Genomic DNA, 23,658 nt, shown 5'->3' on the forward strand with positions numbered 1-23,658 from the left:
TTTACAAACCACCTCTGTTCTCTTGCGCCGCCCGACGGTAACTTCCGCCCCGTGACGCAACACGGGACGCCCCTCGGGCCCACTCCGCCGATGCCGCTGCCCACCGAGAAGCTCCAGTTCGCGATGCCGCCGATGCACGACTCCGTCGAGGAGGAACGCCGGCACCGCAAGGAGCGTCTCGCCGGCGCGCTGCGGATCTTCGGCCGGCTCGGCTTCGAGGACGGGGTGTCCGGGCACATCACCGCTCGCGACCCGGAGTTCACCGACTGCTTCTGGGTCAACCCCTTCGGCATGCCCTTCAAGCACGTCACCGTGAGCGACCTCGTGCTCGCCAACTCCGAAGGGCAGGTCCTCGACGGCCGCTACCACGTCAACCAGGCGGCCTTCACCGTGCACTCCCAGGTGCACGCAGCCCGCCCCGATGTCGTCGCCGTCGCCCACTGCCACTCGGTGCACGGGCGGGCGCTGTCCGCGCTCGGCGAGCTCCTCGACCCGATCACCCAGGAGAGCTGCGCCTTCTACGAGGACCACGCCCTGTACGAGGCCTACACCGGGGTCGCCGTCGACGCCGACGAGGGCCGCCGGATCGCCGCCGCGCTCGGCTCCCGCAAGGCGCTGGTGCTCCGCAACCACGGCCTGCTGACCGTCGGGGACTCGGTGGACGCGGCCGCCTGGTGGTTCCTGTCGATGGAACGCTCCAGCCAGGTGCAGCTGCTGGCCCGGGCGGCGGGACGCCCCGTGCTCATCGACCACCGGGCCGCGGTGGCGACCCGGGAACAGCTGGGCGGGGACCTGGTGGCGTGGATCAACTACCAACCGACGTGGCAGGACATCAGCCGCAGCGAACCGGACCTGCTGAGCTAGACCCCCCGTATGAGCTGAAAGGTACCCGTATGAGCTAAAAGCCCCGCAGTACGGCGGCCTTCGTCCTCGCGAACTCCTCGTCCGTGAGCACCCCGTCGCGGTGCAGCTCACCCAACTCCCGCAGTCTGCGGAGCAGCACGTCGTGATGGTCGGCCGACGGGGGAACGGCGGCCGCTGCCAGCCGGGGGCGGTGGGCGCGTTCGTCGCCGTGCGCGAGCTCCCCGCGGGTGGACGGGTGCGGCAGCCGGGCCGTGACCGCCGTCGCGACGAGGGCCGTGAGCAGGTCGCGGCGGGTGCTGCCCCACAGGTCGAGGGCGTACGGGTCCTTCTCCGGCGGCAGTTTCGAGAAGGACGTCTCACGGGTCACGAACCGCATGAAACCGTCCTCGTAACCGGAGTTGGGCAGCCACTCGACCTGGACGAGGTCGCCCACGTCGATGATCCGCGGGCCGGTCGCCCGCTTGACCCGGTCGGAGGTGTCGGCCCAGTCGATGCGGACCTGGGTGCCGTCGAAGGAGACCGTGCCGTCGGAGGAACGCACCGAGACCGGGACCGGCGGGCCGGGCAGCAGATACGTCTTCGTCGGCTCCTTCGGGATCTGGTCGAGGAGCAGGGCGTGGCGGATCTCCTCGGCCATGTACTCGGCGACCCCGGCGCGGTCGACGTCCACGAGCAGGCGGTACGGATCGGCCGGGTCCGGCAGACGTCCGCCGGTCGCGTGCAGCAGGGGGTCCGCGCCCTCGCGCAGCCGCATCCGCAGCCGGCCGCGCCTGCGTTCCGGCTCGAACGCCACGCCCGCGACGGCCTCCAGGGGCACGGCGACCTCGCCGTACGTCTGCCGGAAGAGCGGTACGGAGCGGTGGAGTCCCGGTGTGATCCTGACCGTTGTGCCGTCGAAGGCCCAGGTCCCGTCACGCTGGATGATCTCGGCCATACGGAAATTCTCGCAGCCGGGTCAACACGGCGGGCCCGGCTTCACCCGCGCTGACCACACCTGCCGGACGGGGGCGGTGTGCTGTAGGGCACAATTCGCTGACATCACGGGGGAGTTGTCCGGGGCTTCTCCGGGGCGTGGGGCGCGAGGCGTTCGCGGGTGGTGCGGCCGGTCGGCCGTGAGGTCATGTGGGGCCAGGGAATCAGGAATCGTGGGAAGGCGGGCGTCGGGCGTGGCGGTGCAGGAAGCGAGACAGAGCGCGGCCGGAGGTGTGCCCAACGGTGCGCACGAGGGCGGCTGCAGCTGCGGGGACTGTCCGCACGGGGCGCGGGCCGGTCATCGGCGGGCGGTGGCCGCGTTCCTCCTCAAGCGTGACGAGTTCGCCGCCGGGCAGGGCCTGCCCGCGGCCGTCGCGCACTCCGCGTCGGCCTCCCGACAGTGGGTCTCCGAGGAACTGACCCAGTCCGCCGAGGCGGTGGCCGAGCGGGGTCGCGCCGAGGGGGCCGCCTGGCTCGCGCGGCTGTGGCGTCGTACCGCGTTCGCCGTGTGGGCCGCTGTCGTGGTGCTGCTCCTCGTCCAGGCGCTGACGGCCATCGGGGCGGGGTGGACCGCGGCGCGTACGGCCGGGCTGGTGGCGGCGCTCGCGGTCGCGGCCTCGCTGACCGCCGCGTCCTGGTTCCACCGGGCCCGGGGCGGGGTGCTCGCTCCGGTCATCGGTGAGGACAACCGGCTGTCCACCTCGCGGGCCGTCGCGGTGGCATGGGTGCTGTTCGTCGCCTACGCCGTGCTGGTGCTGGTGGCCCGGCTGGCCGCGGCCTCCGACAGCCGTGAGCGGGACGCACTGATCTCCGGGCTCGAACTGGCCCGGGGCGCGGGGGTCGTGACCGTGCTCGCCGTGGTGTGCGCGATCGCCGTGCTGGTGCGGCGGGTGGTGGGGCTGCGGGTGCTCGGGCAGCGGCTGCAGAAGGTGCGGGCGGACCGGCCCCGCGCCGCCGACCTGCTCACGGACGACTCCGGGCGCGGGACCTTCGCCGACATCCAGTACGTCGTGATCGGTGGGGTCGCCCTGCTGTTCGCGGCTGTGCGGCTGGCCCGGCGGCCGGACCAACTGCCGGATCTGCCGTGGGGACTGGCCGTGGTGGTGCTGGTGTCCGCGGCAACCTATGTGGCGGGGAAGTACGCGGAGGGCGGGCGGCCGGTGATCCTCTCCGTGGTGCGGTCGCGTGAGGCGGGTGACCTGGACGGGCCCATCCGCACCGGGGACGACATCGAGATCCGGGGCGCGGGGTTCGTGCCGCCGGGGGCGCAGCGCGCGGATCGGCTGTCCCGGATGGTGGTGCGGATCGGGCCGGTCAACGTCCATGTGCCCTTGGTGCCGGTGGCCGGGGGATTCAGCAACCCCACGGACGAGGTGCTGACCGTGCCGGTACCGGCGGATGTGGAGCCGGGGCGGGTGGAGGTGCAGGTGGTGACGGCTGCCGGGGCGGAGACGAACCGGTACGCCATCGACGTGACGGACTGAGGGCAGAGGCCGCGTCCTGACGGGCGCGGAAACTCGCTGTCGTATTGAGCATTGCCGCCCCCTCGTTCGTATGGTCTGGTGAGGGGTCTCGGCTCGCTGGTGAGAGGCGGCTCGAAGCGATGACTCACGGTTTTCGTACGGACACGCACACCCCCTACTACAACGAAGAACGAACCTGGCGTGACAGCCTCGGCCAGTACGCCCTGCTGCCGTTGCGCATCTTCCTCGGCGTCACCTTCATCTACGCCGGCCTGGACAAGCTGACCGACAGCGCCTTCATGAAGAGCTCCGGCTCGGGCTCCATCGGCGACATGATGCGCAGCGTCCGGGACTCCTCGGCCATCCCCGCACTGGTCGACCTGTCCCTGAAGAACCCCGTCGGCTTCGGCTACGCCATCGCCTTCGGTGAACTCGCCGTCGGTATCGGCACCCTGCTCGGCATCCTCGCCCGCCTGGCGGCGCTCGGCGGTGCGCTGATCTCGCTCAGCCTGTGGCTGACCGTGAGCTGGGCGTCCGATCCCTACTACTACGGCAACGACCTCGCCTACCTGATGGCCTGGCTGCCCCTCGTGCTCGCGGGCGCCTCCGCGTTCTCCGTGGACGCCGCCCTGCGCTCCCGACGACGGCAGCGGGCGGGAGGTTACCGGTAGCTCCGGTCGGCGGAGCCACCGGTGGGACGCCTTCCTCAGCCGTCCTGCCCGTGCTCAGTGCTCAGTGATCAGTGATCGCGGGCTCAGCGCGGCACGGGCGGCACGGGTGGCTGGGGCGGCGTCCGGTCTGCCTCCGGTGGTGTGCTCGTACGGCGGCTGTCGCGGCGGTTGCGCACGGCCCGGGCCAGCAGGCCCACCACGCCCGCCAGGCAGAGGCCGCCCACGACCATGGGGATCACCGCGAACCACGGGGTGTCCCAGGCGTCGCCGGCGTCCCCCGCGTAGGTGATGCCCGCGACGGTCAGGAAGAGGCCGGCGACCAGTTTTCCCGGCCGGAACTCATGACGCAGCACGGCTCACCTCCGCCTGGCCGATGCCCACACGTAGGCCGAGGTCGAGGGTGGCGGTGTTCTTGGCGCCCGAGGCCGGTTTCAGGGTGATCTCCTTGCGCTTGCCCGGTGCCACGTCCACGTCCCGCTGGTCGTCGCCCGGCAGTTGGATGTCGCCCACTCCCACGTCGATGACCGCCTTCACGGTCACGTCCGGCGGCACGATCACCACCAGTCGCCCCACCCCGACCTCGGCCTCGGTGGTCACCGTCCGGCCCTTGGCGAAATCGACGCGGGACAGGTCCAAGGTGCCCACACCGGTGCCGAGTTCGTAGTGCGGGTGGATCGTCTGCGTGGCTGCCGGTGTCCAGTTCGTGCGGACCCAGCGGGTGGTGATGTCCTTCGGGAGCGCGGCCGACGTGGCGAGCAGGCCCGCTGTGATGATCGCCAGGAGGATCGAGCCCGCTCCGGTGCGGCCCAGGAAGGAACTGACCGCTATGCCCAGGCCCAGGACGATCAGCGCGCAGGACAGACCGGTCTGCAGGCTGGTGCCCAGGGCGTGGTCCTCCCAGGTCGCTCCGGTGCCGAGGCCGCCCGCCAGCAGGGCGAGCAGGAAGACCCAGCCGCCGATCCACCGGGGGCCGCGGGGCTTCGGTGCCGGGAGCCGGGCCGCACGGATGTCCTCGCCCCGGCTCCAGGAGACGCCCCGGCCGATGTTGACGGCCGCCGCGATGTCACGGTCGCGGGAGTCGCTCGGGCCCCACAGATAGCCCGTGCCGCCGACGTGGGTGCCGTCCTTGACGATGGGGTCGCGCCACCAGGACGGGTAGCCGGCGGGCACCGGCGGGGCCTGGGCCTCCGGCGGGGCGTCGGCGACGGCCTGGGCGGCGAGCGGGTCGGGGTCGGGGGTGCCGCGGTTGCGCGACCAGTACCCCGCGCCCGCGAGGAGAAGGGAGAGGACCACGGCGAAGGTCAGCACGCTGGTGTTGCTCAGCATGGTGAGGAACACCCCGCAGCCGACCAGGGCGAAGAGCACGCCGGTCAGGGCCTGGCCGTCCACCCGGCCGGTGAGCAGCTTGCGCACCTCGTTCTCGTCCTCGTCCTCGTACGGGACGAAGAGCCAGGCGAAGCCGTAGAAGATGAGCCCGATGCCGCCGGTCGCCGACAGCACGGCGAGCGTGATCCGGAAGATCACCGGGTCCATGTCGCACTGCCGCCCGAGTCCGGCGCACACCCCGGCGAGCAGCTTGTGCCGCCGGTCCCGCCGGAAGCGCAGGGGGGCCGCGGCCACGTCCTCGGGGGTGGCCGTGTCCTGGGGGGTGGCGGCGGGCGGGGCGGGGGCGTCGGTCGCCGTCCGGCGCCCGAGGGGCTCGGGGTGCGGGTCAGCCGGTGTGCCTCCTTCCTGCCGTGTGCCCGCCCGCCCGTGCGCGCGCGAGGCGTCGCCGGTGCCGGCGGGCGTGCCCGCGCCGGGGCCGGTGCCCGGGTCCGGTCCTCCGCCGGATCCGGCGCCCGCGGCGTGCTGGTGATCTGTCATGGGTCCATGGTGACGGGCCGGGAGGCGTGACGGGAGTCGGAACGACCCTGGCCGGACCCTGATATCGGCCCTGAGAGGGGCGGGGGAAGCGTTCGGAGGGCGCGCCGTTCGAAGATCAGGGGAGTCTCGGGGGCCAACCCTGATGCCCGCGCACCCGGGTCGTGTGACCATCGATGCCATGCCGGAAGCCGCAGCAGCGCCCCTCGTCGAACCGCGGCCGCCGCGCAAGCTCTACCGCAGCAGTGACGGACGCTGGCTGGGTGGTGTGGCGCGGGGGCTCGCGGGGCATCTCGGGCTGCCCGTGATCTGGGTGCGGCTCGTCTTCGTCGGCCTGTTCATGGCGGACGGGCTCGGTGCGCTGCTGTATGCCGCGTTCTGGTTCTTCGTGCCGCTCGGCGTCGGCGGGGTCGGTGGGCAGCGGCCCCCGGCCCTCGTCACCACCGAGACCTCACCGGACGGCCGCCGCAGACTGGTCGCCCGCCGCCCCGACAAGGGCCAGATCGTGGCCCTGCTGCTCATGGTCGTCGTGGCCATGGTCTTCGTCGGCAATGTCAATGTGGGCAACGGGGCGAAGGCCTACCTCTGGCCCGCCGTCCTGGTCGGCGCGGGCGTCGCCCTGGTCTGGCGCCAGGCGGACAACGCCCGCCGGGCCCGCTGGATGGAGGTCGGCCGCCGCAGGCGCACCCTGAGCCTGCTGAGGGCCGCGGGCGGTGTCCTCCTCGTCACCGCCGGTGTCACCGGGGTCTTCGTCCTCCAGGGCTCCGCCGCCCACCTCGGCTCCGTCCTCCAGGCGGCCCTCGCGGTCCTCGTCGGGATAACGCTCCTCGCGGGGCCGTATCTCGTCCGCATGACCCAGGACCTCTCCGAGGAGCGCCTGATGCGCATCCGTGCCCAGGAGCGCGCGGAGGTCGCGGCCCACGTCCACGACTCGGTGCTGCACACCCTGACCCTGATCCAGCGCAACGCGGAGAACGCGAGCGAGGTGCGCCGCCTCGCCCGCGCCCAGGAGCGCGACCTGCGCACCTGGCTGTACAAACCCGAGGGCACCGGCAAGGACGAGGCCGACGAACCCACCGACCTCGCCGACGCCGTGCGGCGCAACGCGGCCGAGGTCGAGGACAAGCACGGCGTCCCCATCGAGGTCGTGGTCGTCGGCGACTGCCCGCTCGACGAGAGAACCGGCGCGCAGATGCAGGCCGCGCGTGAGGCGATGGTCAACGCCGCCAAGTACGGTGGCGAGGGCGGGGCCGTACAGGTGTACGCCGAAGTCGAGGGCAGGAAGGTCTTCGTGTCCGTGCGGGACCGCGGCCCCGGCTTCGACCTCGACTCGATACCCGCCGACCGGATGGGTGTCAGACAATCGATCATCGGCCGCATGGAGCGCCATGGCGGCACGGCCCGGCTGCGTGCGGTGCCGGGCGGCGGCACGGAGGTCGAGCTGGAGATGGAGAGGGCGGAGAAGACGTCATGAGCGACCCCACCGAGGCGAACACCGAACCCGTGGAGCCGACGCCGGCCGGCGGCGCGGGAGAGCGGCACGTGCGCGTGGTCCTCGTCGACGACCACCGCATGTTCCGTACGGGCGTCCAGGCCGAGATCGGCCGGACCGAGGAGACCGGTGTCGAGGTCGTCGGGGAGGCCGCGGACGTCGACCAGGCCGTCACCGTCATCACCGCGACCCGTCCCGAGGTCGTCCTCCTCGACGTCCATCTCCCGGGCGGCGGCGGGGTCGAGGTGCTGCGCCGGTGCGCGCCCTTGATGGCCGACGCCGAGCAGCCCGTCCGCTTCCTCGCCCTGTCCGTCTCGGACGCGGCAGAGGACGTCATCGGAGTGATCCGGGGCGGTGCGCGCGGCTATGTGACGAAGACGATCACCGGCACGGACCTCGTCGACTCCGTCTTCCGCGTCCAGGAGGGCGACGCGGTCTTCTCGCCGCGCCTGGCCGGCTTCGTCCTGGACGCCTTCGCCTCCACCGACGCCCCGCCGGTCGACGAGGACCTCGACCGCCTCACCCAGCGCGAGCGCGAGGTGCTGAGGCTCATCGCGCGCGGTTACGCCTACAAGGAGATCGCCAAGCAGCTGTTCATCTCGGTGAAGACGGTCGAGTCCCATGTCTCGGCGGTGCTGCGGAAGTTGCAGCTGTCGAACCGTCATGAGCTGACCCGGTGGGCGACGGCTCGCCGACTGGTCTGACGCGGGTACCGCTCGCGCTCACACCACGCGCGTGGCGCCCGCGAACGGCATCTGGTCGATCGGTGCCACCCGCACCGGAGCCGACGGGTTCGGGGCGTGGATCATCTGCCCGTTGCCGATGTAGAGGCCGACGTGGCTGATGCCCGAGTAGAAGAACACCAGGTCTCCGGGGAGGAGCTCGGAGCGGGAGACCCGCCGCCCGGCGTCGATCTGGGCGTAGGTGGTGCGGGGCAGGGAGATGCCCGCGGAGCGGTAGGCGGCCTGGATGAGGCCCGAGCAGTCGAAGGCGTCCGGGCCGGTGGCGCCCCATACGTAGGGGCTGCCGAGCTTGGCGTAGGCGTAGGAGACGGCCGCCGCGGCACGGGAGTTGGGAGCCTCCGTAGTGGCGGCGCCCGGGGTCGCCAGCTCCTCGCGTGCGCCCGTCGTGGCCCGTGAGGCGCGGTCCCCGTCGCCGCCGAGCACCGCCCGTTCCTCGGCCGGCAGCTGGGACAGCAGCCTGCGGGCCGCGCCCAGTTTCCCGGTGATCGTCTTCTTGTGCCGCTTCAGCTCCGCCTGGCGCGACTTCAGCGAGGCCAGCTCGATGTGCGCGGCCCCGCGCAACTGCTCGATCTCCCGCAGCTGCCGGCGCACGTTCGCCACCGAGGCGGCCTGGCGGGTACCGGCCCGTTCGACGAACTCGGCGCTGTCCAGGTACCGGTCGGGGTCGTCGGTCAGGGCGAGCTGCATCGCAGGGTCCAGGCCGCCGCCGCGGTACTGCGCCGCGGCGATCGAACCCAGCGCGTCCCGCGCCTCGTTGAGCTGTTCCGTCCTGCGGGCCGCCTCGTCCCGCAGGCCGTCCAGCCGGTTCTCGGCCGCCTCGGCCTGCTCCTTCGCGCCGTTGTACTTCTCGGTGGCCGCCTCGGCCTCCTGGTACAGCTGGTCCACCTTCGCCTTGACCTGGGCCGGGGTGAGCTGCGGCTGGGCGTGTCCGATCCCGTCGAAGCCCGTCGCGGTCGCGGCCCCCGCGAGGGCGATCGTCGCTGCCGTACGGACCGTATGGCCGCCGGCCGAGCGCCTGCGGGGCTTGCGGTGCGCTGCCACGTGGACTGCACGTCCTTTCGTACGTTCGTCCGCCCCGGACTCGGGACGTACGAACGCCAGGGGGGAGCGGCCGTACGACCGCCCGGGGCGGTGTGCGCGTCCGGCGACGGCCTGCACAGGGGGAGCGGGCCGCCGCCGGACCTTCTCGGCGGTGGTGGCCGACTGCCGCCCCTGGCCCGGGCGGCGGTGGGGAGCCGGTCACCTGGTGGAGGACGCTAAACCTGACCGTGTCCGAGAGGTGACGGGTTGTGCGGAACTGCCGTCAGGGGACCGCCGGGTGATCGAAGGTGACCGTGCTGCCGGGGTGCCGCCGTCGACTTCGCGCGGGGCGGTGACCGAACTCCGGATTCCAGGAGCCGTGACGGGCGGGGAGTGCTATAGGGCGCATATATGCAAGATCTGCTCCAGGGGCCGGTGCGAGCGTCCCTGGGGCCCCGGCATAGGCTCCGGCCTCATGGACGTACTCATCCATCTCTTCGTCGGCCTGCACATCATCGGCATCGCCTCGCTGCTGGGCGGCTTCCTCACCCAGATGAAGGCGATGGGCCGGGGCACCGCCCGCTTCGTCCCCGCGATGCTGCACGGCGCCGCGACCATGCTGGTCACCGGGGTGATCCTGGTCGGCCTCAACCAGGCCGACGACCAACACGTCAACAACATCAAGATCGGCGTGAAGCTGGCCCTGCTGATCGTGATCCTCGGCCTCGTCTATGTGAAGCGGGACGACGAGACGGTGGACAAGCGGCTGTTCGGCCTGGTCGGCGCGCTGACCACGGCCAATGTCTTCATCGCGGTGCTGTGGACCTGACGGCGGCGAGGGCGGAGCCGACCGCCCCAGCGGCGACGGCCAGCCAGGCCGCAACCGAGATCCACAGCAGCACCTCACCCGGGGTCCGCGGCCACGGCACGTCCGCGGCGGCGGGGACCGACAGGGTCGCGACCGCCGTCATCCCCATGGGGAACACGGTGGCCCAGCGGCGTACGTCGTAGCGCGGTCGCGGCCGTACGCACTCGGCCGCCAGCAGGACGACGTACCAGGCCAGAGAGAGAACCAGCAAGGCGACGGTCACCGCGCGCAGGACGCCGTGGTCGTCGTCGTTCCACAGGTACAGGCGCGTGCTCTCGGCGGCGAGGAGCCTCGAGCCGGCGAGCGCCGAGATGGCGAGCGCGCCGCCCGCGATCCACTGGTCGCCCGGTCCGACCAGCACCTGGCGCAGGTCGAAGAGGTAGAGCGCGACGCCGTAGAGGACCAGGCCGAGCCAGAACAACGTGAGCGCCGTGTGCGCGAGCCATGCCGCCGACTCGGCCGCGGCGAGCGTGGCGCACAGGACCGCGAGGCCCTGGGTGGCCACACAGCACAGGAACACCCCGCCGGGCATCTTCCGCTTCCAGTGCCGCACGACGAGCACCGTCAGCACCGGCCACAGCAGCGCGGACAGCGCCAGCAGCGCCTCGGCGAGGGTCTGCCGGCCCAGCGCGGAGAATCGGATGCCGAGCACGGTGGTCGCCGCCACGGCCGTCAGGCCGCCCGGTGTCCCGGCGTCCGCGGCCCAGCGCGCGCGCTCCCCCAGCAGTCCTGCGGCGAACTCGGCGGCCAGCCCCAGCCAGGCCGCGCAGCCGATCACCAGGGCGATCCGCGACAGCGTCTCGTGGCCGGCCAGATGGAGCCCGACCGACAGGATGCCGGTCGCCATCACGGCGGCCCCGGCCGCGGGCGGGCGCCGTGTCCACCAGGCGCGCAGGGGGGAGTGGGGGGAGGGAGCGGGCATGGGTCGATGCTAGGAAGCTCCCCGCGCCGTGCGAGCGGGGCGCGCACGCGCGTGCGGGGAAATGCACGCGAGTGCGGGCTCTGAGCGACCGGCCGAAGAGCCCTGGTCCTCAGAGCCCGAGTCCTCAGGCCGGGCGGACCACGCTGTGGATCCCCGACTCGCCGTCGTAGTAGATCGACTCCTCACGGACGTACGCGCCCGGCTTGGGGGCGTGGATCATCATGCCGTTGCCGATGTAGAGGCCCACGTGGCTGATGTCGTCGTAGAAGAAGACCAGGTCACCGGGCTGCGCGTCGGCCAGGGAGACCGTGGTGCCGGCGTTGACCTGGTCGTAGGTGACGCGGGGGAGGTCGACGCCGGCGGCCTTCCAGGCGGCCTGGGTGAGCCCTGAGCAGTCGTAGGAGTCGGGGCCGGTGGCCCCCCAGACGTACGGCTTGCCGACCTGCGCGCGGGCGAAGGCGATGGCCTTGGCGGCCTTGGTGGCGTACGAGGAGTCGGGCGCCGTCGACGTGCTCTCCTGAGGGGCGGTGGCCTCCTGCGCGGCTTTCTCCGCCGCCGCCTGCTGCTGCGCCAGCTCCGCCGCCTTGCGGGCCGCCTCCTGCTGCTTGCGCTGCTCGATCGCCGCGAGACGCGCCTTCTCCTGGGCGGTCAGCTCCGACAGCAGCTCGCGCGCGTCGGCGAGCTTCTTCTGGACGGTCGCCTTGGCGGTCTTCAGGTCGCTCTGCGTCTCGGTGAGCGTCCGAAGGCTCTGGGAGGCCTCCTGGCGCTTCTTCATCGTCGTGGACTGCTCGGAGACGTAGTCGTCGACGGCGCCCTTCTGGCGGCTCGTCAAGCGGCCCATCAGCTGGGTCTGGTCGAAGTAGTCCTGCGGGGTGTCGGCGAGCAGGAACGTCGCCGTGCCGGGCGCGGCGGCGCCGGTGCGGTACTGGGCCGCGGCGAAGGAACCGAGTTCCTCCCGTGCCTCGTTGAGCTTCTGGGTGCGCTGGGCGACGTCCTCCAGGAGCGTGTCCACCTGCTTGCGCTGCTTGGTGGTCTTCTCCTTGGCGGCGTTGTAGTTGTCGGTCGCGGACTCGGCCTGGCGGTAGAGGTCGTCGACCTTCTTCTCGACCTCTTCGAGACTCGGCCTGTCATCGGCCGGCGCGGCGTTCGCCGACTGGGACAGCAGGGCCACGGAGGTGAGGGCGGCCGTCGCGAGGGCCGGGGTCCGTATGCCTGCTACGCGCGTACCGACGGGACGCGACTTGCGGTGCGACGCCAAGGGAGGCGACTCCTTCCCGTGCTCCGCCTACCGGGTTAGCTGTCGGGTTCGGGCGAGGTGCTTCGGAAGGTTTGCCCTACGGCCCTTCCCTGCGTGGGAGTCGGCCGATTCACCCCGGGTTCGGTGGGTCCCCGGCTCCGGGCGCGCGGCGGCGCTGCGGACTCGGCGGAGGCCGTGCGGCCCGGCGAGGTTCGCCGGAGGGGGTCGTACGGCCTGCCCGGAACGGTAGCCAACCGGTGTGGCCCGTGTGAAGGTTGATGTTCGATATGCCCGATACATTTTCGTGACCTTGGTCCCCAGGCGTCGCCGCGCGTGGCCAACCCGGGGTGAACTGTGATGATTTGGGTCTGTTTCCTCCGGGAGTGACGGGTGACGGGTGACGGGTGACGGGTGACGGGTAAGGCGGTGCGGGACGGCCGTGCCGTGGTGACCAAGGTCTCGCGGGGCGAGCGCACCAACCTGCGGGTGCCGTTCCCGGCGGGCGTCGCCGTCGGCCCTGCGGCGGCCGGACCCGCCTCTCGGCCCGGTCGGTCGCGGACAGCGTCCGGGGGTGCCGGAGGGCAGGTCCGGAAGATCATCGGCTGTTGATACCGGTGGATGTTCTCAGGGCGGCGGCGGTGTGTCAGTGGGGCACCCTAGACTCGGAGAGCGATGAGCAGCCTCTTTGACGACAGCTTCCTGGCGGACCTCCAGGCCCCTCGGGCCCACGGGGAAGAACCGCCGCCGCCCGAGGACGAGCACGGACCGGAGCAGGTTCCGGACGACCTGTTCGGCGGGAAGTTCGACGTGCCCCCGGACCGGGACGCCTACTACCGCGACGGAGCCCCGCGCCCGGTGGTGGACCCGGCCGCCCTCCTGGAGGGGCTGAACGAGAACCAGCGCGCGGCCGTCGTGCACTCCGGCACCCCGCTGCTCATCGTGGCCGGTGCCGGCTCCGGCAAGACCCGGGTGCTCACCCACCGCATCGCCCACCTCCTCGGCGAGCGCAATGTCCACCCGGGCCAGATCCTCGCGATCACCTTCACCAACAAGGCCGCGGGCGAGATGAAGGAGCGCGTCGAGCAGCTCGTCGGCCCGCGCGCGAACGCGATGTGGGTGATGACCTTCCACAGCGCGTGCGTGCGGATCCTGCGGCGGGAGTCGAAGAAGCTCGGGTTCACCTCCTCCTTCTCGATCTACGACGCCGCCGACTCCAAGCGCCTCATGGCGCTGGTCTGCCGCGACCTGGACCTCGACCCCAAGCGGTACCCGCCGAAGTCCTTCAGCGCCAAGATCAGCAACCTGAAGAACGAGCTGATCGACGAGGAGGACTTCGCCGCCCAGGCCACGGACGGCTTCGAGAAGACCCTCGCCCAGGCCTACGCCATGTACCAGTCGCGCCTGCGCGAGGCGAACGCCCTCGACTTCGACGACCTGATCATGACGACGGTCAACCTGCTCCGGGCGTTCCCCGATGTCTCCGAGCACTACCGCCGCCGTTTCAGGCATGTCCTCGTCGACGAGTACCAGGACACCAACCACGCGCAGTACGCCCTGGTCAGGGAGCTGGTCGGGACCTCCGAACACCCCGTGGACGTACCGCCGAGCGAGCACGACCTGCCGCCCGCCGAGCTCTGCGTGGTCGGTGACGCCGACCAGTCGATCTACGCCTTCCGCGGCGCGACCATCCGCAACATCCTCCAGTTCGAGGAGGACTACCCGGACGCGACGACGATCCTCCTGGAGCAGAACTACCGCTCCACCCAGACGATCCTCACCGCCGCCAACGCCGTCATCGAGCGCAACGAGTCCCGCCGCCCCAAGAACCTGTGGACCAACGCGGGCGCGGGCGCGCGCATCACCGGCTATGTCGCCGACACCGAGCACGACGAGGCGCAGTTCGTCGCCGACGAGATAGACCGCCTCACGGACGCGGGCGACGCGAAGGCCGGCGATGTCGCCGTCTTCTACCGCACCAACGCACAGTCCCGTGTCTTCGAAGAGGTCTTCATCCGCGTCGGCCTGCCCTACAAGGTCGTCGGCGGCGTCCGCTTCTACGAGCGCAAGGAGGTCCGGGACGTCCTGGCCTACCTGCGCGTCCTCGCCAACCCCGAGGACTCCGTACCCCTGCGGCGCATCCTGAACGTCCCCAAGCGGGGCATCGGCGACCGCGCCGAGGCGATGATCGACGCCCTGTCCCAGCGCGAGAAGATCAGCTTCCCGCAGGCGCTCAAGCGCGTCGACGAGGCATACGGCATGGCCGCGCGCTCCACCAACGCCGTGAAGCGCTTCAACGTCCTGATGGAGGAGCTCCGCACGATCGTCGAGTCCGGCGCGGGCCCGGCGACCGTGGTGGAAGCCGTCCTCGAACGCACCGGCTATCTCGCCGAGTTGCAGGCCTCCACCGACCCGCAGGACGAGACCCGCATCGAGAACCTCCAGGAACTCGCCGCCGTGGCCCTGGAGTTCGAGCAGGAGTCCGGCGAGGAAGAGGCGTCCGGCTCGCTCTCCGACTTCCTGGAGCGGGTCGCGCTCGTGGCCGACTCCGACCAGATCCCCGACGAGGACGAGGACGGCTCCGGCGTCATCACCCTGATGACCCTGCACACCGCCAAGGGCCTGGAGTTCCCGGTCGTCTTCCTCACCGGCATGGAGGACGGCGTCTTCCCGCACATGCGCGCCCTCGGCCAGGCCAAGGAGCTGGAGGAGGAGCGGCGCCTGGCGTACGTCGGCATCACGCGCGCGCGTGAGCGGCTGTATCTGACCCGGTCCTCCCTGCGCAGCGCGTGGGGGCAGCCGTCGTACAACCCGCCCTCCCGCTTCCTGGAGGAGATCCCGGCGCAGCACGTCGACTGGAAGCGCACAGGGGCGGTCGGCGCTCCGGCGGGGCCGGTCTCGGGAGTCGCCGCGTCGCTGTCCTCGTCCCGGTCCCGCTCCTCGGCGTCGGGCGCGTCCGGCTTCGCGACGCGCAGGAGCGCGGAGAAGCCGGTGGTGTCCCTGGCCGTCGGCGACCGGGTCACCCACGACCAGTTCGGTCTGGGCACGGTGGTCGGGGTGAAGGGCACGGGCGCGAACGCCGAGGCGACGATCGACTTCGGGGAGGCGAAGCCGAAGCGGCTGCTGCTGCGGTACGCGCCGGTGGAGAAGCTGTAGCTCCGAAGGGGGCTGGGCCCGGGGGTTACGTCGGGTCCAGCCCGTGGCTGCGCAGCCACGGCAGCGGGTCTATGGCCGAACCGCCCGCCGGGTGCACCTCGAGGTGCAGGTGGGGGCCGGTCGAGTTGCCGGAGTTGCCGGAGTAGGCGATCGGGTCGCCGGCCTTGACCGTGGTGCCGGAGGCGACGCGGTAGCTGGAGAGGTGGCAGTACCACGTCTCCGTGCCGTCCTTCGCCGTCACGACCATCATGTTGCCGTACGCGCTGTTCCACTGCGTCCGGACGGTGCCGTCGGTCACGGCCATCACCGTTGTGCCGTACGACACCGGGAAGTCGATGCCGGTGTGGACGGACATCCAGTTGACGCCGGCCTGCCCGAAATAGGCGCTGAGTCCCCGCTGTGCGACCGGAAGCGCGAACTTCGGGCGCAGCCGCTCCTTGCGGGCCGCCTCCTCCGCCGCCTTCCTCTTCTCGGCCACCTGCTGGGCCTTGAGGTCGATGCGTTCCTGCGTACGGCTGGCCCGGTCGGCGAAGTCGTCGGCACCGGCCGCAAGGCTCTCGAGCTGGGTGTCCAGCTTGTTGTTCGCGATGGCCGGCTGGACGGCGGTGTCCGCGAGGGTCGTCGAGGTGTCCTGGTCGTCGCCGGTCAGCGTGCCGACCGAGGCGGCGGCCATCCCGGCGACACCCATGACGCACGCCGAGGGCACGGCGATCGTCAGCAGCGCGGAGCGCTTGGCGGGCATACGGCGGCGGGAGCGGTTGGCGTTGCGCGCGGCGACGCGGGAGCCCGGGGCGGGGGCCGTGGTCGGAGCGGCCTCTTCCTGGTCGTCCAGGAGCGGGACGTCGGCGTCGTGCACCGCGGGCATCTCGCCAGTGGCGGTGGCATCCGTGGCGGCGCTCGGCTCGTCGTCGTGCGAGGTGTGTTCGCCGTAGGCGTCGCCGTAAGGATTCGCCTCGCCGTACGCGTGGGTCTCGGCGTAAGCGTGCGTCTCGTCGTACCCGGCCTGCTCGAAGGCGGCCGTCGGCTGCGGCTCGGCCGCCGTGCCGTCGGAGTTCCACTGCGTGGCGTCGTACGTCCCGGTGTCGAAGGTCTGCGTGCCCCATTCCCAGTGCTGGGTCTGGTCGGCCTGGCCCGCGGACGGGTCCGCCTGGTGCCAGGAGCTCGCGTCCCACTGGCCGCTGTGATCGGGGCTGCCTGCCTGCGGCGGGATCGCGGCGAGCTGCTGCTCGGCGCCCCACTGCGTGGCGTCGTACGCGCCGGTGTCGTAGGCGGCGTGGTGCTGGGCCGCGTACATGTCGTAGTTCAGGGTCTGGTGACCGCCCGTGGTCCACGGCGAGGCGTCGTACGAACCGGTGGCGTCGCCCGGCATGTCGCCGAAGAGCGGGTCGGCCGCGAAGGTGCTGGTGGCCTGTGCGCAGGTCGCGCCCGTGGCGTCGAAACCGGTGGCGTCGTAGCCGCCGTACGGGGTGAAGTCGCCGTACTGGGCTTCCTGGGTGCCGTACGACGCGTAGTGCGACGAGTCGGCGTCGGAGGCCGGAGTCGGGGTGGTCATGGTCCCCGACGGGTGACGGTCGTTCACCAACTTCTCTTTCGCCTCGACAACAGGGGCTGCCAGAGCAGTGCGGCGACTGTACCCGGCGGTATGCGGGCGCGACAATCTTCAACTGGTTTTACGCGCGCAGGAAACGGGCATTCGGCTGTGTTTCGGGGGACTGCGGGCGCGACTTTGGCTCTGTGTTCGACGTTTGTTCGATGTCGGTCCCCGGTCCGGTGCCTGTCGGTGGGCTGTCGCGGGCCTGTGGGACGAGCTGCGGGCGGCCCGCGTGCGACGGCCGATACGACCGTTACGCCACGGTCAGTCCGCTCGCGCGGTCGGCCGTCTCCTCCCCGGCCCGCGCGGTGTCGAGCACCTGCCGTATGCCGGTCGCGACCGCGGGGTGCACGGGCAGGGCGAGATGTCCGATCCCGCTCACCCGGACGTTCTGTGCCATCAGGTCCTCATGGTCGATGCAGGCGGCCTCCAGCGGGTCCATCACATGGTCGAGGTCGCTCCAGAAGCTGACGAAGTGCGTACGGCAGCCCGGGGCCGGCTGGGTGAGCTCTTCGAGCACCTCCGAGCCGGGGCGCATCTGGCGCACGATCGGGTGCGCGTTCGCCAGGGGCGCCACCCGGGTGCCGGAGTGCGGGGTGCCGAGCGTCACCAGCGTGCGGACCCGGGAGTCACCGCCCAGTCGCTGCACGTAGTACCGCGCGATCAGGCCGCCGAGGCTGTGCCCGACCACGTCGACCCGCTCGCTGCCCGTGCGCTCGCAGATCCCCTCTATGTGCCGGCCGAGCAGCTCCGCCGCGGCGCGGATGTCGCAGGTCAGCGGGGAGTAGTTCAGCGACTCGATCTGCTGCCTGCCGTGCTGGGCGAGGCTGCGGCGCAGGAGCACGAAGACCGAACGGTTGTCGATGAAGCCGTGCAGCAGGACGACCGGGGGCTTGGCCTCCGTCGGCAGTTGCGCGGCGCCGTTCTCCGGTGCGGGGAGCGGGGGCAGGGGGGAGCGGCGCTCCTGGGTGATGCCGGACGGGTAGAGCAGGAGGTGTCCCGCGAGGATCGCGATCTCGAGCGCGGTCGCCTTCAGGAGGGCCAGGGAGACTCCCGCCAGCCTGCCGGGAAGCAGTCGCTGGCAGAGCGGAAGAAAGGGCAGCGCCGCCCTGGTGACCTTCATGGCCGACCTCCTGTCGGCACACGGGAGGACTGCTCCGTCCCCCGTGTGCGCTCATGGGCAGTCGCGGCGAAGGTCGTCGTCGACACCGGCGTGGCGCGAGAGGGGCATGGAGGGTGGGTGCGGCGGTCGGCGCTCGGTCCCGGGACCGCCGATGCGGTCGGCGGAGCTGACGGAACCGGTGGTGCGGGCGACGCCGACGGTACCGGTGGCTGTGCCGGCCGTATCGGTGGTGCCGATGGTGCTTGTGGTGCTGGTGTTGCGCCGGTGACGTGAGGAGTCGCCCTGTCGGTGTGGCGACGAGGCTCCCCGCTGTCGTGCCTTACCTGTCCTGCGTGCCCTTCGTGCCGTCGCCGGCGCGCCGCGCCACCGTGACGCGCGGCCTGCGGCGCGGCGGTGCGGCGACCTCGTTGCGGCTCCCGAACGTGTCCCACCATGAGATTTCCCCCTCGGTCACCACTGGAAACTGCATCGTGCGAGATGGTGGCGATAACGTTCGTTCACATTCCCGGTCTGTGCGGTACTAGTCGGTAGGAATGGACGCAGTCGCTTCATGGAGGCAGTGATGGGTGTGTCAGCCGGTCCGATCCGCGTAGTGGTGGCCAAGCCGGGCCTCGACGGCCATGATCGCGGAGCCAAGGTGATCGCGAGGGCCCTGCGCGACGCGGGGATGGAGGTCATCTACACCGGCCTCCACCAGACTCCCGAGCAGATCGTCGACACGGCGATCCAGGAGGACGCCGACGCGATCGGGCTCTCCGTCCTCTCCGGCGCCCACAACACCTTGTTCGCCGCGGTGATCGACCTGCTCAAGGAGCGGGAGGCCGAGGACATCCTGGTGTTCGGCGGCGGGATCATCCCGGAGGCGGACATCCCTCCGCTGAAGGAGAAGGGGGTCGCCGAGATCTTCACGCCGGGGGCGACGACTCAGTCGATCGTGGACTGGGTCCGGGAGAACGTACGGCAACCGGCCGGCGCGTAGGACCCGCCTGCCGGATCCCGGGGGCGGGCCGGTCGGGGCGGCGGGAGCGCACCGACTCTCGTGGCGCGGCAGATTTTCCTCCCCCGCGGCGAACGTCTACGTGCCCTCCAGCTCCTCCGCCATCGCCGCCCGCAACCGCAAGGTCGTCACCAGCCGCTGGAACGCCTCGGCCCAGTAACCCCCCGCCCCGGGACTCGCGTCCTCCCCCTCGTCCGGCACCGCCATCAGCCCCTCCAGCCGCCCCGCCTCGGCCGGATCGAGACACCGCTCCGCCAGCCCCATCACCCCACTGAAGCTCCACGGGTAACTCCCCGCGTCCCGAGCGATGTTGAGCGCGTCGACCACCGCCCGCCCGAGCGGCGGGGCCCACGGCACCCCGCACACCCCCAGCAGCTGGAACGCCTCGGACAACCCGTGCGTCGCTATGAACCCGGCGACCCACTCGGCCCGTTCGGCGGAGCCCAGCGTGCCCAGCAGCTTGGCCCGCTCCGCCAGCGACACCGCCCCCGGGCCTCCGGCCTCCGGTGCCGCGGGCGTCCCGAGCAGTGCCCGCGCCCATCCGGCGTCCCGCTGCCGTACGGCGGCCCGGCACCACGCCGCGTGCAGTTCGTTCCGCCAGTCGTCCGCCACCGGCAGCGCCACGATCTCCGCGGGCGTCCGCCCGCCGAGCCGCCCCGGCCACCCGCCCAGCGGCGCGGCCTCCACCAACTGCCCGAACCACCAGGATCGTTCCCCCCGGCCGGAGGGCGCCTTCGGTACGACGCCGTCGCGCTCCATGCCCGAGTCGCACTCGTGCGGCGCCTCCACGACGATCGTCGGCGTGTCCCGCGTGTGGTCGACGGCCACGCACGCCCCGGCCCTGACCGCCATCCGCGCCGCCAGCGCCGAATCCGGCAGCGCGGACAGCAACTCCGCGGCGGTGGCCCGTACGTTGCGGCTCCGGTCGGCCAGCGTCTGCTCCAGGAACGGCTCGTCGTCCGGCCCCAGCCCCGTGCGCAGCGAGTCGAGGAACATCAGCCTGTCCTCGGCCCGCTCGGTCGTCCACGTCGTCGCGAGCAACTCGCGCGCGGCAGCGGGGTCCCGGGCCCGTATCGCCGCCAGGAGCGCCACCCGCTCGGCGAACAGGCCCTCCTCCCACAGCAGCCGGATTCCCGCGGTGTCCTGCGCCGGCGGCAGCGCGGCGCCGCCACCGGGTGTCGCCCGCAGGGCGAACCGCCAGTCCGGGTTCAGCCGGGCGAGCCAGGTGGCCCGCGAGCCCGCGAACGCAAGCACCGCCGGCCGCAGATCCGTACGTCCCCGGGCCGCGTCCAGCAACGCGGGCAGCAGCTGCGGGGGCGCCGCGTAACCGTGGGTGTTCGCCGCCGCGAGCCACTGCGGGAGCAGCTCCATCAGATCCGGTGCGGTACCCCTGCGGCTACCGCCGCCCGTGCCCGGCCGGTCGGCGAGCAGCATCGCGAGCCGGCGCCCCGCCGCCGCGGGCAGCTCAGGGCGCGGGTCCTCGGGCGCCGGCTGCGGCCGCTGCACCGCGCGCGCGGGCCGCAGCCCGGCCCGCCGCCGTACCGTCTCCATTGCCGCCGCGTCCAGCAACGCCACCGGCGCCTCGGGACCGGGCTCGATGCCGGGTGGCGTGCGGCGCGCGGTGCCGAGCAGGGCCGAGGTGACGAGTTCCTCCCAGGCGTCCGGCGCGGAGGTCGTGTCCCTCGCGGAGGTCCTGTCCATGCGGTTCCTTTCCGTCCGGTCGGGTGCTGGGTCGATTCCGTTCAGCACAGCCGCACCGCCTCGCCCGCGCCCTCCGGCCACGCCGTCAGCGGGGTGAAGCCGCGGTGGCCGCACTCGCCGAAGACCTTCACCGGGGCCCCGCCGGAGAGCGCGACCAGGCGCCACAGGCCCGGACGGGAGCGGGCGGAGGCGGTGAGCGGCAGGGCCGAGTCGCCCTCCGCGTCGGCCAGTTGCCAGGAGTCCCCGTCCGGGGCGGGTATCACCCGGTCCAGGGTCACGGGGACGGAGTCCAGCCACGGGTCGTCGCGCAGTGCCTCGCCGTAGCGAGCGGCCGCCTCTTCGGTTGTCATCCCCCGCGGGCGGGCCGCCGACGGCGCGGGCGGTGCGAACCGCTCGCCGAGCGCCGCCCGCGGCTGACCGGTACCGGGATAGGGGGACACCTCCGCCTCCAGCTCAAGACCCACCGGCAGCGCCAGTTCGGGGGCGCGACCGGCCGCGCCGTAGGAAAGGAGCAGTGCCGTGCGGCCCGAGTCCGTGCCGTGCAGCCAGATCCGGCGGGTCGTCAGACGGGAGTCCGCCGTGTCGTACTGGGCGAGGACCAGCCAGCGGTCCCGCATCGCGGGGCCGTCCGCCGAGGCGGGCAGGCCGATCCGGGAGCGGACCGTCGACGCGAGGCCGTCCGGCAGCCGCTCGCGGCGCAGCCAGCCCCGGTCGAGGAGGTGGAGGAGAGCGCACTCCTCCAGCAGCCGCACCGGCCAGCCCGGACCGGACGACGGGATCGACCCCAACTCCCGCACCCGCGCCGCCAGTCCCGGCGCCTGTGCGTCGACCATGCGCGCGGCCGTCTCCTCCCACATGCCGTACCCCGCCTGCTCCGCTCCCGCCAGACCACCGCGCAGCAGATCCGCCAGCCGCTGCTCCAGCTCCGTCGCGCCCGCCGTGATCCGCACGGCCCGGCGCTCCGCCCTGCGCCGGGCCGCCTCCGGATCACCGGCCCCTGAGGCGGAACCGGCCGCGTCCGTCGCCCGCTTCTCCTGCGCCCGCCGCCGTCTCCCCTCTATCCACTGCTCCGCCCAGTCCGGCGCCGGTCCCGGCGGCACCGCACCCTCCCCACCGGCCCAGAGCAGCAACAGCCCGAGCGCGTGCTTGCACGGGAACTTGCGGCTCGGGCAACTGCACTTGTATGCCGGACCTGCGGCGTCCGCGATGTCGATGACCGTCTGATACGGCTTGCTGCCAGTGCCCTTGCACAGCCCCCACACCGTCCCCTCGTCGGAACTGCCCGCCTCGGACCACGGCCCGGCCGCACCGAGTTTGCTTCCCGCTTTGCGTGAAGCGGCGTCAGGAGCCAGTGCCAGCACCTGATCCGCCGTCCAGCGCACCCCCTGCTGAGTCATGTCTTCGACGGTAGATCCCCCCACTGACAATCGGACCCGGACCGACCGCCGCTGCGGCCCCGTGGGCGCGTTTGCGCAGGTCGGATCGCATTGTCAGTGGCGTGGTGCACGGTTGGTGACAGATCCGAACCGGCCGAGCTGGAGGGGGCCTCAGCCATGTCTGTGTCCGTTGAACCGACGACCGTGGAACCGAAGCGGGGAGAACCGGCCGAGGCGTTGCGGCCGCATGCCGAGGAAGCCTTCGCCGGTGAGCTCGCCGCGCTGGCCGCGCGGGACGACCGCCCGCGCCCGGCCCGCTGGAAGCTGTCGCCGTGGGCGGTGGCGACGTACCTCCTCGGCGGCACCCTGCCGGACGGCACGGTGATCAGCCCGAAGTACGTGGGCCCGCGGCGCCTCGTCGAGGTCGCCGTCACCACCCTCGCCACCGACCGCGCCCTGCTTCTCCTTGGTGTGCCCGGCACCGCGAAGACCTGGGTCTCCGAGCACCTGGCCGCGGCGGTCAGCGGAGACTCGACGCTGCTCGTGCAGGGCACGGCGGGCACACCGGAGGAGGCGATCCGGTACGGCTGGAACTACGCGCAACTGCTCGCCAACGGCCCGAGCCGGGACGCGCTCGTGCCCAGCCCGGTGATGCGGGCCATGGCGGAGGGGATGACGGCGCGAGTGGAGGAGCTGACCCGTATCCCGGCCGACGTGCAGGACACGCTGATCACGATCCTGTCCGAGAAGACGCTGCCGATACCGGAGCTGGGCTCGGAGGTGCAGGCGGTCCGCGGCTTCAACCTCATCGCCACGGCCAACGACCGCGACCGCGGGGTCAACGACCTCTCCAGCGCCCTGCGACGCCGTTTCAACACGGTCGTGCTGCCGCTGCCGGAGAGTGTCGAGGCCGAGGTCGGCATCGTCTCGCGCCGCGTCGACCAGATCGGCCGCTCCCTCGACCTGCCGGCCGCGCCCGACGGCATCGCCGAGATCCGCCGTGTCGTGACGGTCTTCCGGGAGCTGCGCGACGGGGTGACGTCCGACGGCCGTACCAAGCTCAAGTCACCCAGCGGCACGCTGTCGACGGCCGAGGCCATCTCCGTCGTCACCGGCGGCCTCGCCCTCGCCGCCCATTTCGGCGACGGCGTCCTGCGGGCGGGCGACGTCGCCGCGGGCATCCTCGGCGCCGTCGTCCGCGATCCGGCGGCCGACCGGGTCGTCTGGCAGGAGTACCTGGAGGCGGTCGTCCGCGAGCGGGACGGCTGGAAGGACTTCTACCGGGCCTGCCGGGAGGTGAGTGCGTGAACGACGGCCCAGGGCGCTCGCGGGTGGTTTCGGGGAGGGCCGTTCAAGGGTGCGGAGACGGCGGAGACAAGGGGACGGTCGTGACTGGTGTGGAGCGGGGCGGCGGCAACGGGACCGGGTGGGGCGACCGGGACGACTCCAAGTGGCCACGGAGGGGAGGGGGTCGGCGTGACGGGCGTGGGTGAGGTCGAGAGCGGAGCGGCGAGCGGTTCCACAGGGGCCGGGGGCGAGGGGTCGACCGGTGGGACGGGGCCGGGGGACGGGGGAGCGGTTCGGGGCGGTGCGTCCGGGGACGGG

At 72.3% G+C, this 23,658-nt stretch carries 19 protein-coding genes and 1 riboswitch; of the genes, 9 read left to right on the top strand and 10 right to left on the bottom strand.

All coding sequences use genetic code 11. The annotated features are described in order from the left end of the window. Positions 1–90 precede the first annotated feature (90 nt). Entirely contained in the window at positions 91–864 is a 774-nt protein-coding gene (locus H293_RS0114630; RefSeq protein WP_020118611.1) for a class II aldolase/adducin family protein, read from the top strand. Positions 865–898: 34 nt separating this feature from the next. Here H293_RS0114630 and H293_RS0114635 read toward each other — a convergent pair whose 3' ends face one another. Then, positions 899–1,798, bottom strand: a complete 900-nt coding sequence (locus H293_RS0114635) for a DUF4429 domain-containing protein (RefSeq protein ID WP_020118612.1) — start codon at positions 1,796–1,798, stop codon at positions 899–901. 232 nt (positions 1,799–2,030) lie between these two features. Between H293_RS0114635 and H293_RS0114640 the strand changes: the two genes are divergently transcribed. Both H293_RS0114640 and H293_RS0114645 read left to right on the top strand, forming a co-directional pair. Then, positions 2,031–3,320, top strand: coding sequence for a hypothetical protein (locus H293_RS0114640; RefSeq protein ID WP_028807849.1), 1,290 nt, complete (start codon positions 2,031–2,033; stop codon positions 3,318–3,320). A 119-nt stretch (positions 3,321–3,439) separates the two neighbouring features. Further along, the gene (locus H293_RS0114645) at positions 3,440–3,970 is read left to right on the top strand and encodes a DoxX family protein (RefSeq protein ID WP_020118614.1); all 531 of its coding nucleotides are present in this window, start codon (positions 3,440–3,442) and stop codon (positions 3,968–3,970) included. Positions 3,971–4,053: 83 nt separating this feature from the next. Here the strand turns inward: H293_RS0114645 and H293_RS0114650 are convergent, their stop codons facing one another. Continuing rightward, a complete protein-coding gene (locus H293_RS0114650; protein ID WP_020118615.1) occupies positions 4,054–4,323 on the bottom strand; it encodes a hypothetical protein in 270 nt (89 codons plus the stop codon). Beyond that, positions 4,310–5,833 (bottom strand): PspC domain-containing protein, encoded by a 1,524-nt coding sequence (locus H293_RS0114655; protein ID WP_020118616.1) that lies wholly within the window; start codon positions 5,831–5,833, stop codon positions 4,310–4,312. The genes H293_RS0114650 and H293_RS0114655 overlap by 14 nt, the downstream gene beginning before the upstream one ends. Positions 5,834–6,011: 178 nt before the next feature. On the opposite strand from H293_RS0114655, the gene H293_RS0114660 reads away from it, so the two are divergent. Both H293_RS0114660 and H293_RS0114665 read left to right on the top strand, forming a co-directional pair. Next, on the top strand, positions 6,012–7,304 hold the full coding sequence (locus tag H293_RS0114660) for an ATP-binding protein (protein ID WP_033415423.1): 1,293 nt from the start codon (positions 6,012–6,014) through the stop codon (positions 7,302–7,304). Beyond that, on the top strand, positions 7,301–8,026 hold the full coding sequence (locus H293_RS0114665) for a LuxR C-terminal-related transcriptional regulator (protein WP_007384162.1): 726 nt from the start codon (positions 7,301–7,303) through the stop codon (positions 8,024–8,026). Before H293_RS0114660 ends, H293_RS0114665 begins: the two co-directional genes overlap by 4 nt. A gap of 18 nt (positions 8,027–8,044) precedes the next feature. Here H293_RS0114665 and H293_RS0114670 read toward each other — a convergent pair whose 3' ends face one another. Then, entirely contained in the window at positions 8,045–9,106 is a 1,062-nt protein-coding gene (locus H293_RS0114670; RefSeq protein ID WP_020118618.1) for a C40 family peptidase, read from the bottom strand. 454 nt (positions 9,107–9,560) lie between these two features. Between H293_RS0114670 and H293_RS0114675 the strand changes: the two genes are divergently transcribed. Then, entirely contained in the window at positions 9,561–9,914 is a 354-nt protein-coding gene (locus H293_RS0114675; protein WP_020118619.1) for a hypothetical protein, read from the top strand. Here H293_RS0114675 and H293_RS0114680 read toward each other — a convergent pair. Next, entirely contained in the window at positions 9,892–10,875 is a 984-nt protein-coding gene (locus H293_RS0114680) for a tellurite resistance/C4-dicarboxylate transporter family protein (protein WP_028807850.1), read from the bottom strand. The two genes, H293_RS0114675 and H293_RS0114680, sit on opposite strands and share 23 nt — an antisense overlap. Positions 10,876–10,999: 124 nt before the next feature. Next, on the bottom strand, positions 11,000–12,133 hold the full coding sequence (locus H293_RS0114685; protein WP_020118621.1) for a C40 family peptidase: 1,134 nt from the start codon (positions 12,131–12,133) through the stop codon (positions 11,000–11,002). Between the two features lie 8 nt (positions 12,134–12,141). After that, positions 12,142–12,311, bottom strand: a riboswitch (cyclic di-AMP (ydaO/yuaA leader). Between the two features lie 473 nt (positions 12,312–12,784). On the opposite strand from H293_RS0114685, the gene pcrA reads away from it, so the two are divergent. After that, positions 12,785–15,265: a DNA helicase PcrA gene (gene pcrA, locus H293_RS0114690; RefSeq protein WP_020118622.1), complete on the top strand. Its 2,481-nt coding sequence runs from the start codon at positions 12,785–12,787 to the stop codon at positions 15,263–15,265. A gap of 25 nt (positions 15,266–15,290) precedes the next feature. Here the strand turns inward: pcrA and H293_RS0114695 are convergent, their stop codons facing one another. Continuing rightward, entirely contained in the window at positions 15,291–16,817 is a 1,527-nt protein-coding gene (locus H293_RS0114695; protein WP_020118623.1) for a M23 family metallopeptidase, read from the bottom strand. Between the two features lie 292 nt (positions 16,818–17,109). After that, complete coding sequence (locus H293_RS0114700) at positions 17,110–17,979, bottom strand: esterase/lipase family protein (RefSeq protein WP_020118624.1); 870 nt, start codon at positions 17,977–17,979, stop codon at positions 17,110–17,112. A 562-nt stretch (positions 17,980–18,541) separates the two neighbouring features. Here H293_RS0114700 and H293_RS0114715 point away from each other — a divergent pair. After that, positions 18,542–18,958, top strand: coding sequence for a cobalamin B12-binding domain-containing protein (locus H293_RS0114715; protein ID WP_020118627.1), 417 nt, complete (start codon positions 18,542–18,544; stop codon positions 18,956–18,958). 96 nt (positions 18,959–19,054) lie between these two features. Here the strand turns inward: H293_RS0114715 and H293_RS0114720 are convergent, their stop codons facing one another. After that, a complete protein-coding gene (locus H293_RS0114720) occupies positions 19,055–20,677 on the bottom strand; it encodes a DUF5691 domain-containing protein (RefSeq protein WP_020118628.1) in 1,623 nt (540 codons plus the stop codon). Between the two features lie 41 nt (positions 20,678–20,718). After that, positions 20,719–22,074: an SWIM zinc finger family protein gene (locus tag H293_RS0114725; RefSeq protein ID WP_033415403.1), complete on the bottom strand. Its 1,356-nt coding sequence runs from the start codon at positions 22,072–22,074 to the stop codon at positions 20,719–20,721. A 156-nt stretch (positions 22,075–22,230) separates the two neighbouring features. On the opposite strand from H293_RS0114725, the gene H293_RS0114730 reads away from it, so the two are divergent. Further along, positions 22,231–23,361, top strand: coding sequence for an ATP-binding protein (locus H293_RS0114730; RefSeq protein WP_020118630.1), 1,131 nt, complete (start codon positions 22,231–22,233; stop codon positions 23,359–23,361). The last annotated feature ends 297 nt before the right edge of the window (positions 23,362–23,658 follow it).

Source organism: Streptomyces canus 299MFChir4.1 (assembly GCF_000383615.1).
GTDB lineage: Bacteria > Actinomycetota > Actinomycetes > Streptomycetales > Streptomycetaceae > Streptomyces > Streptomyces canus_C.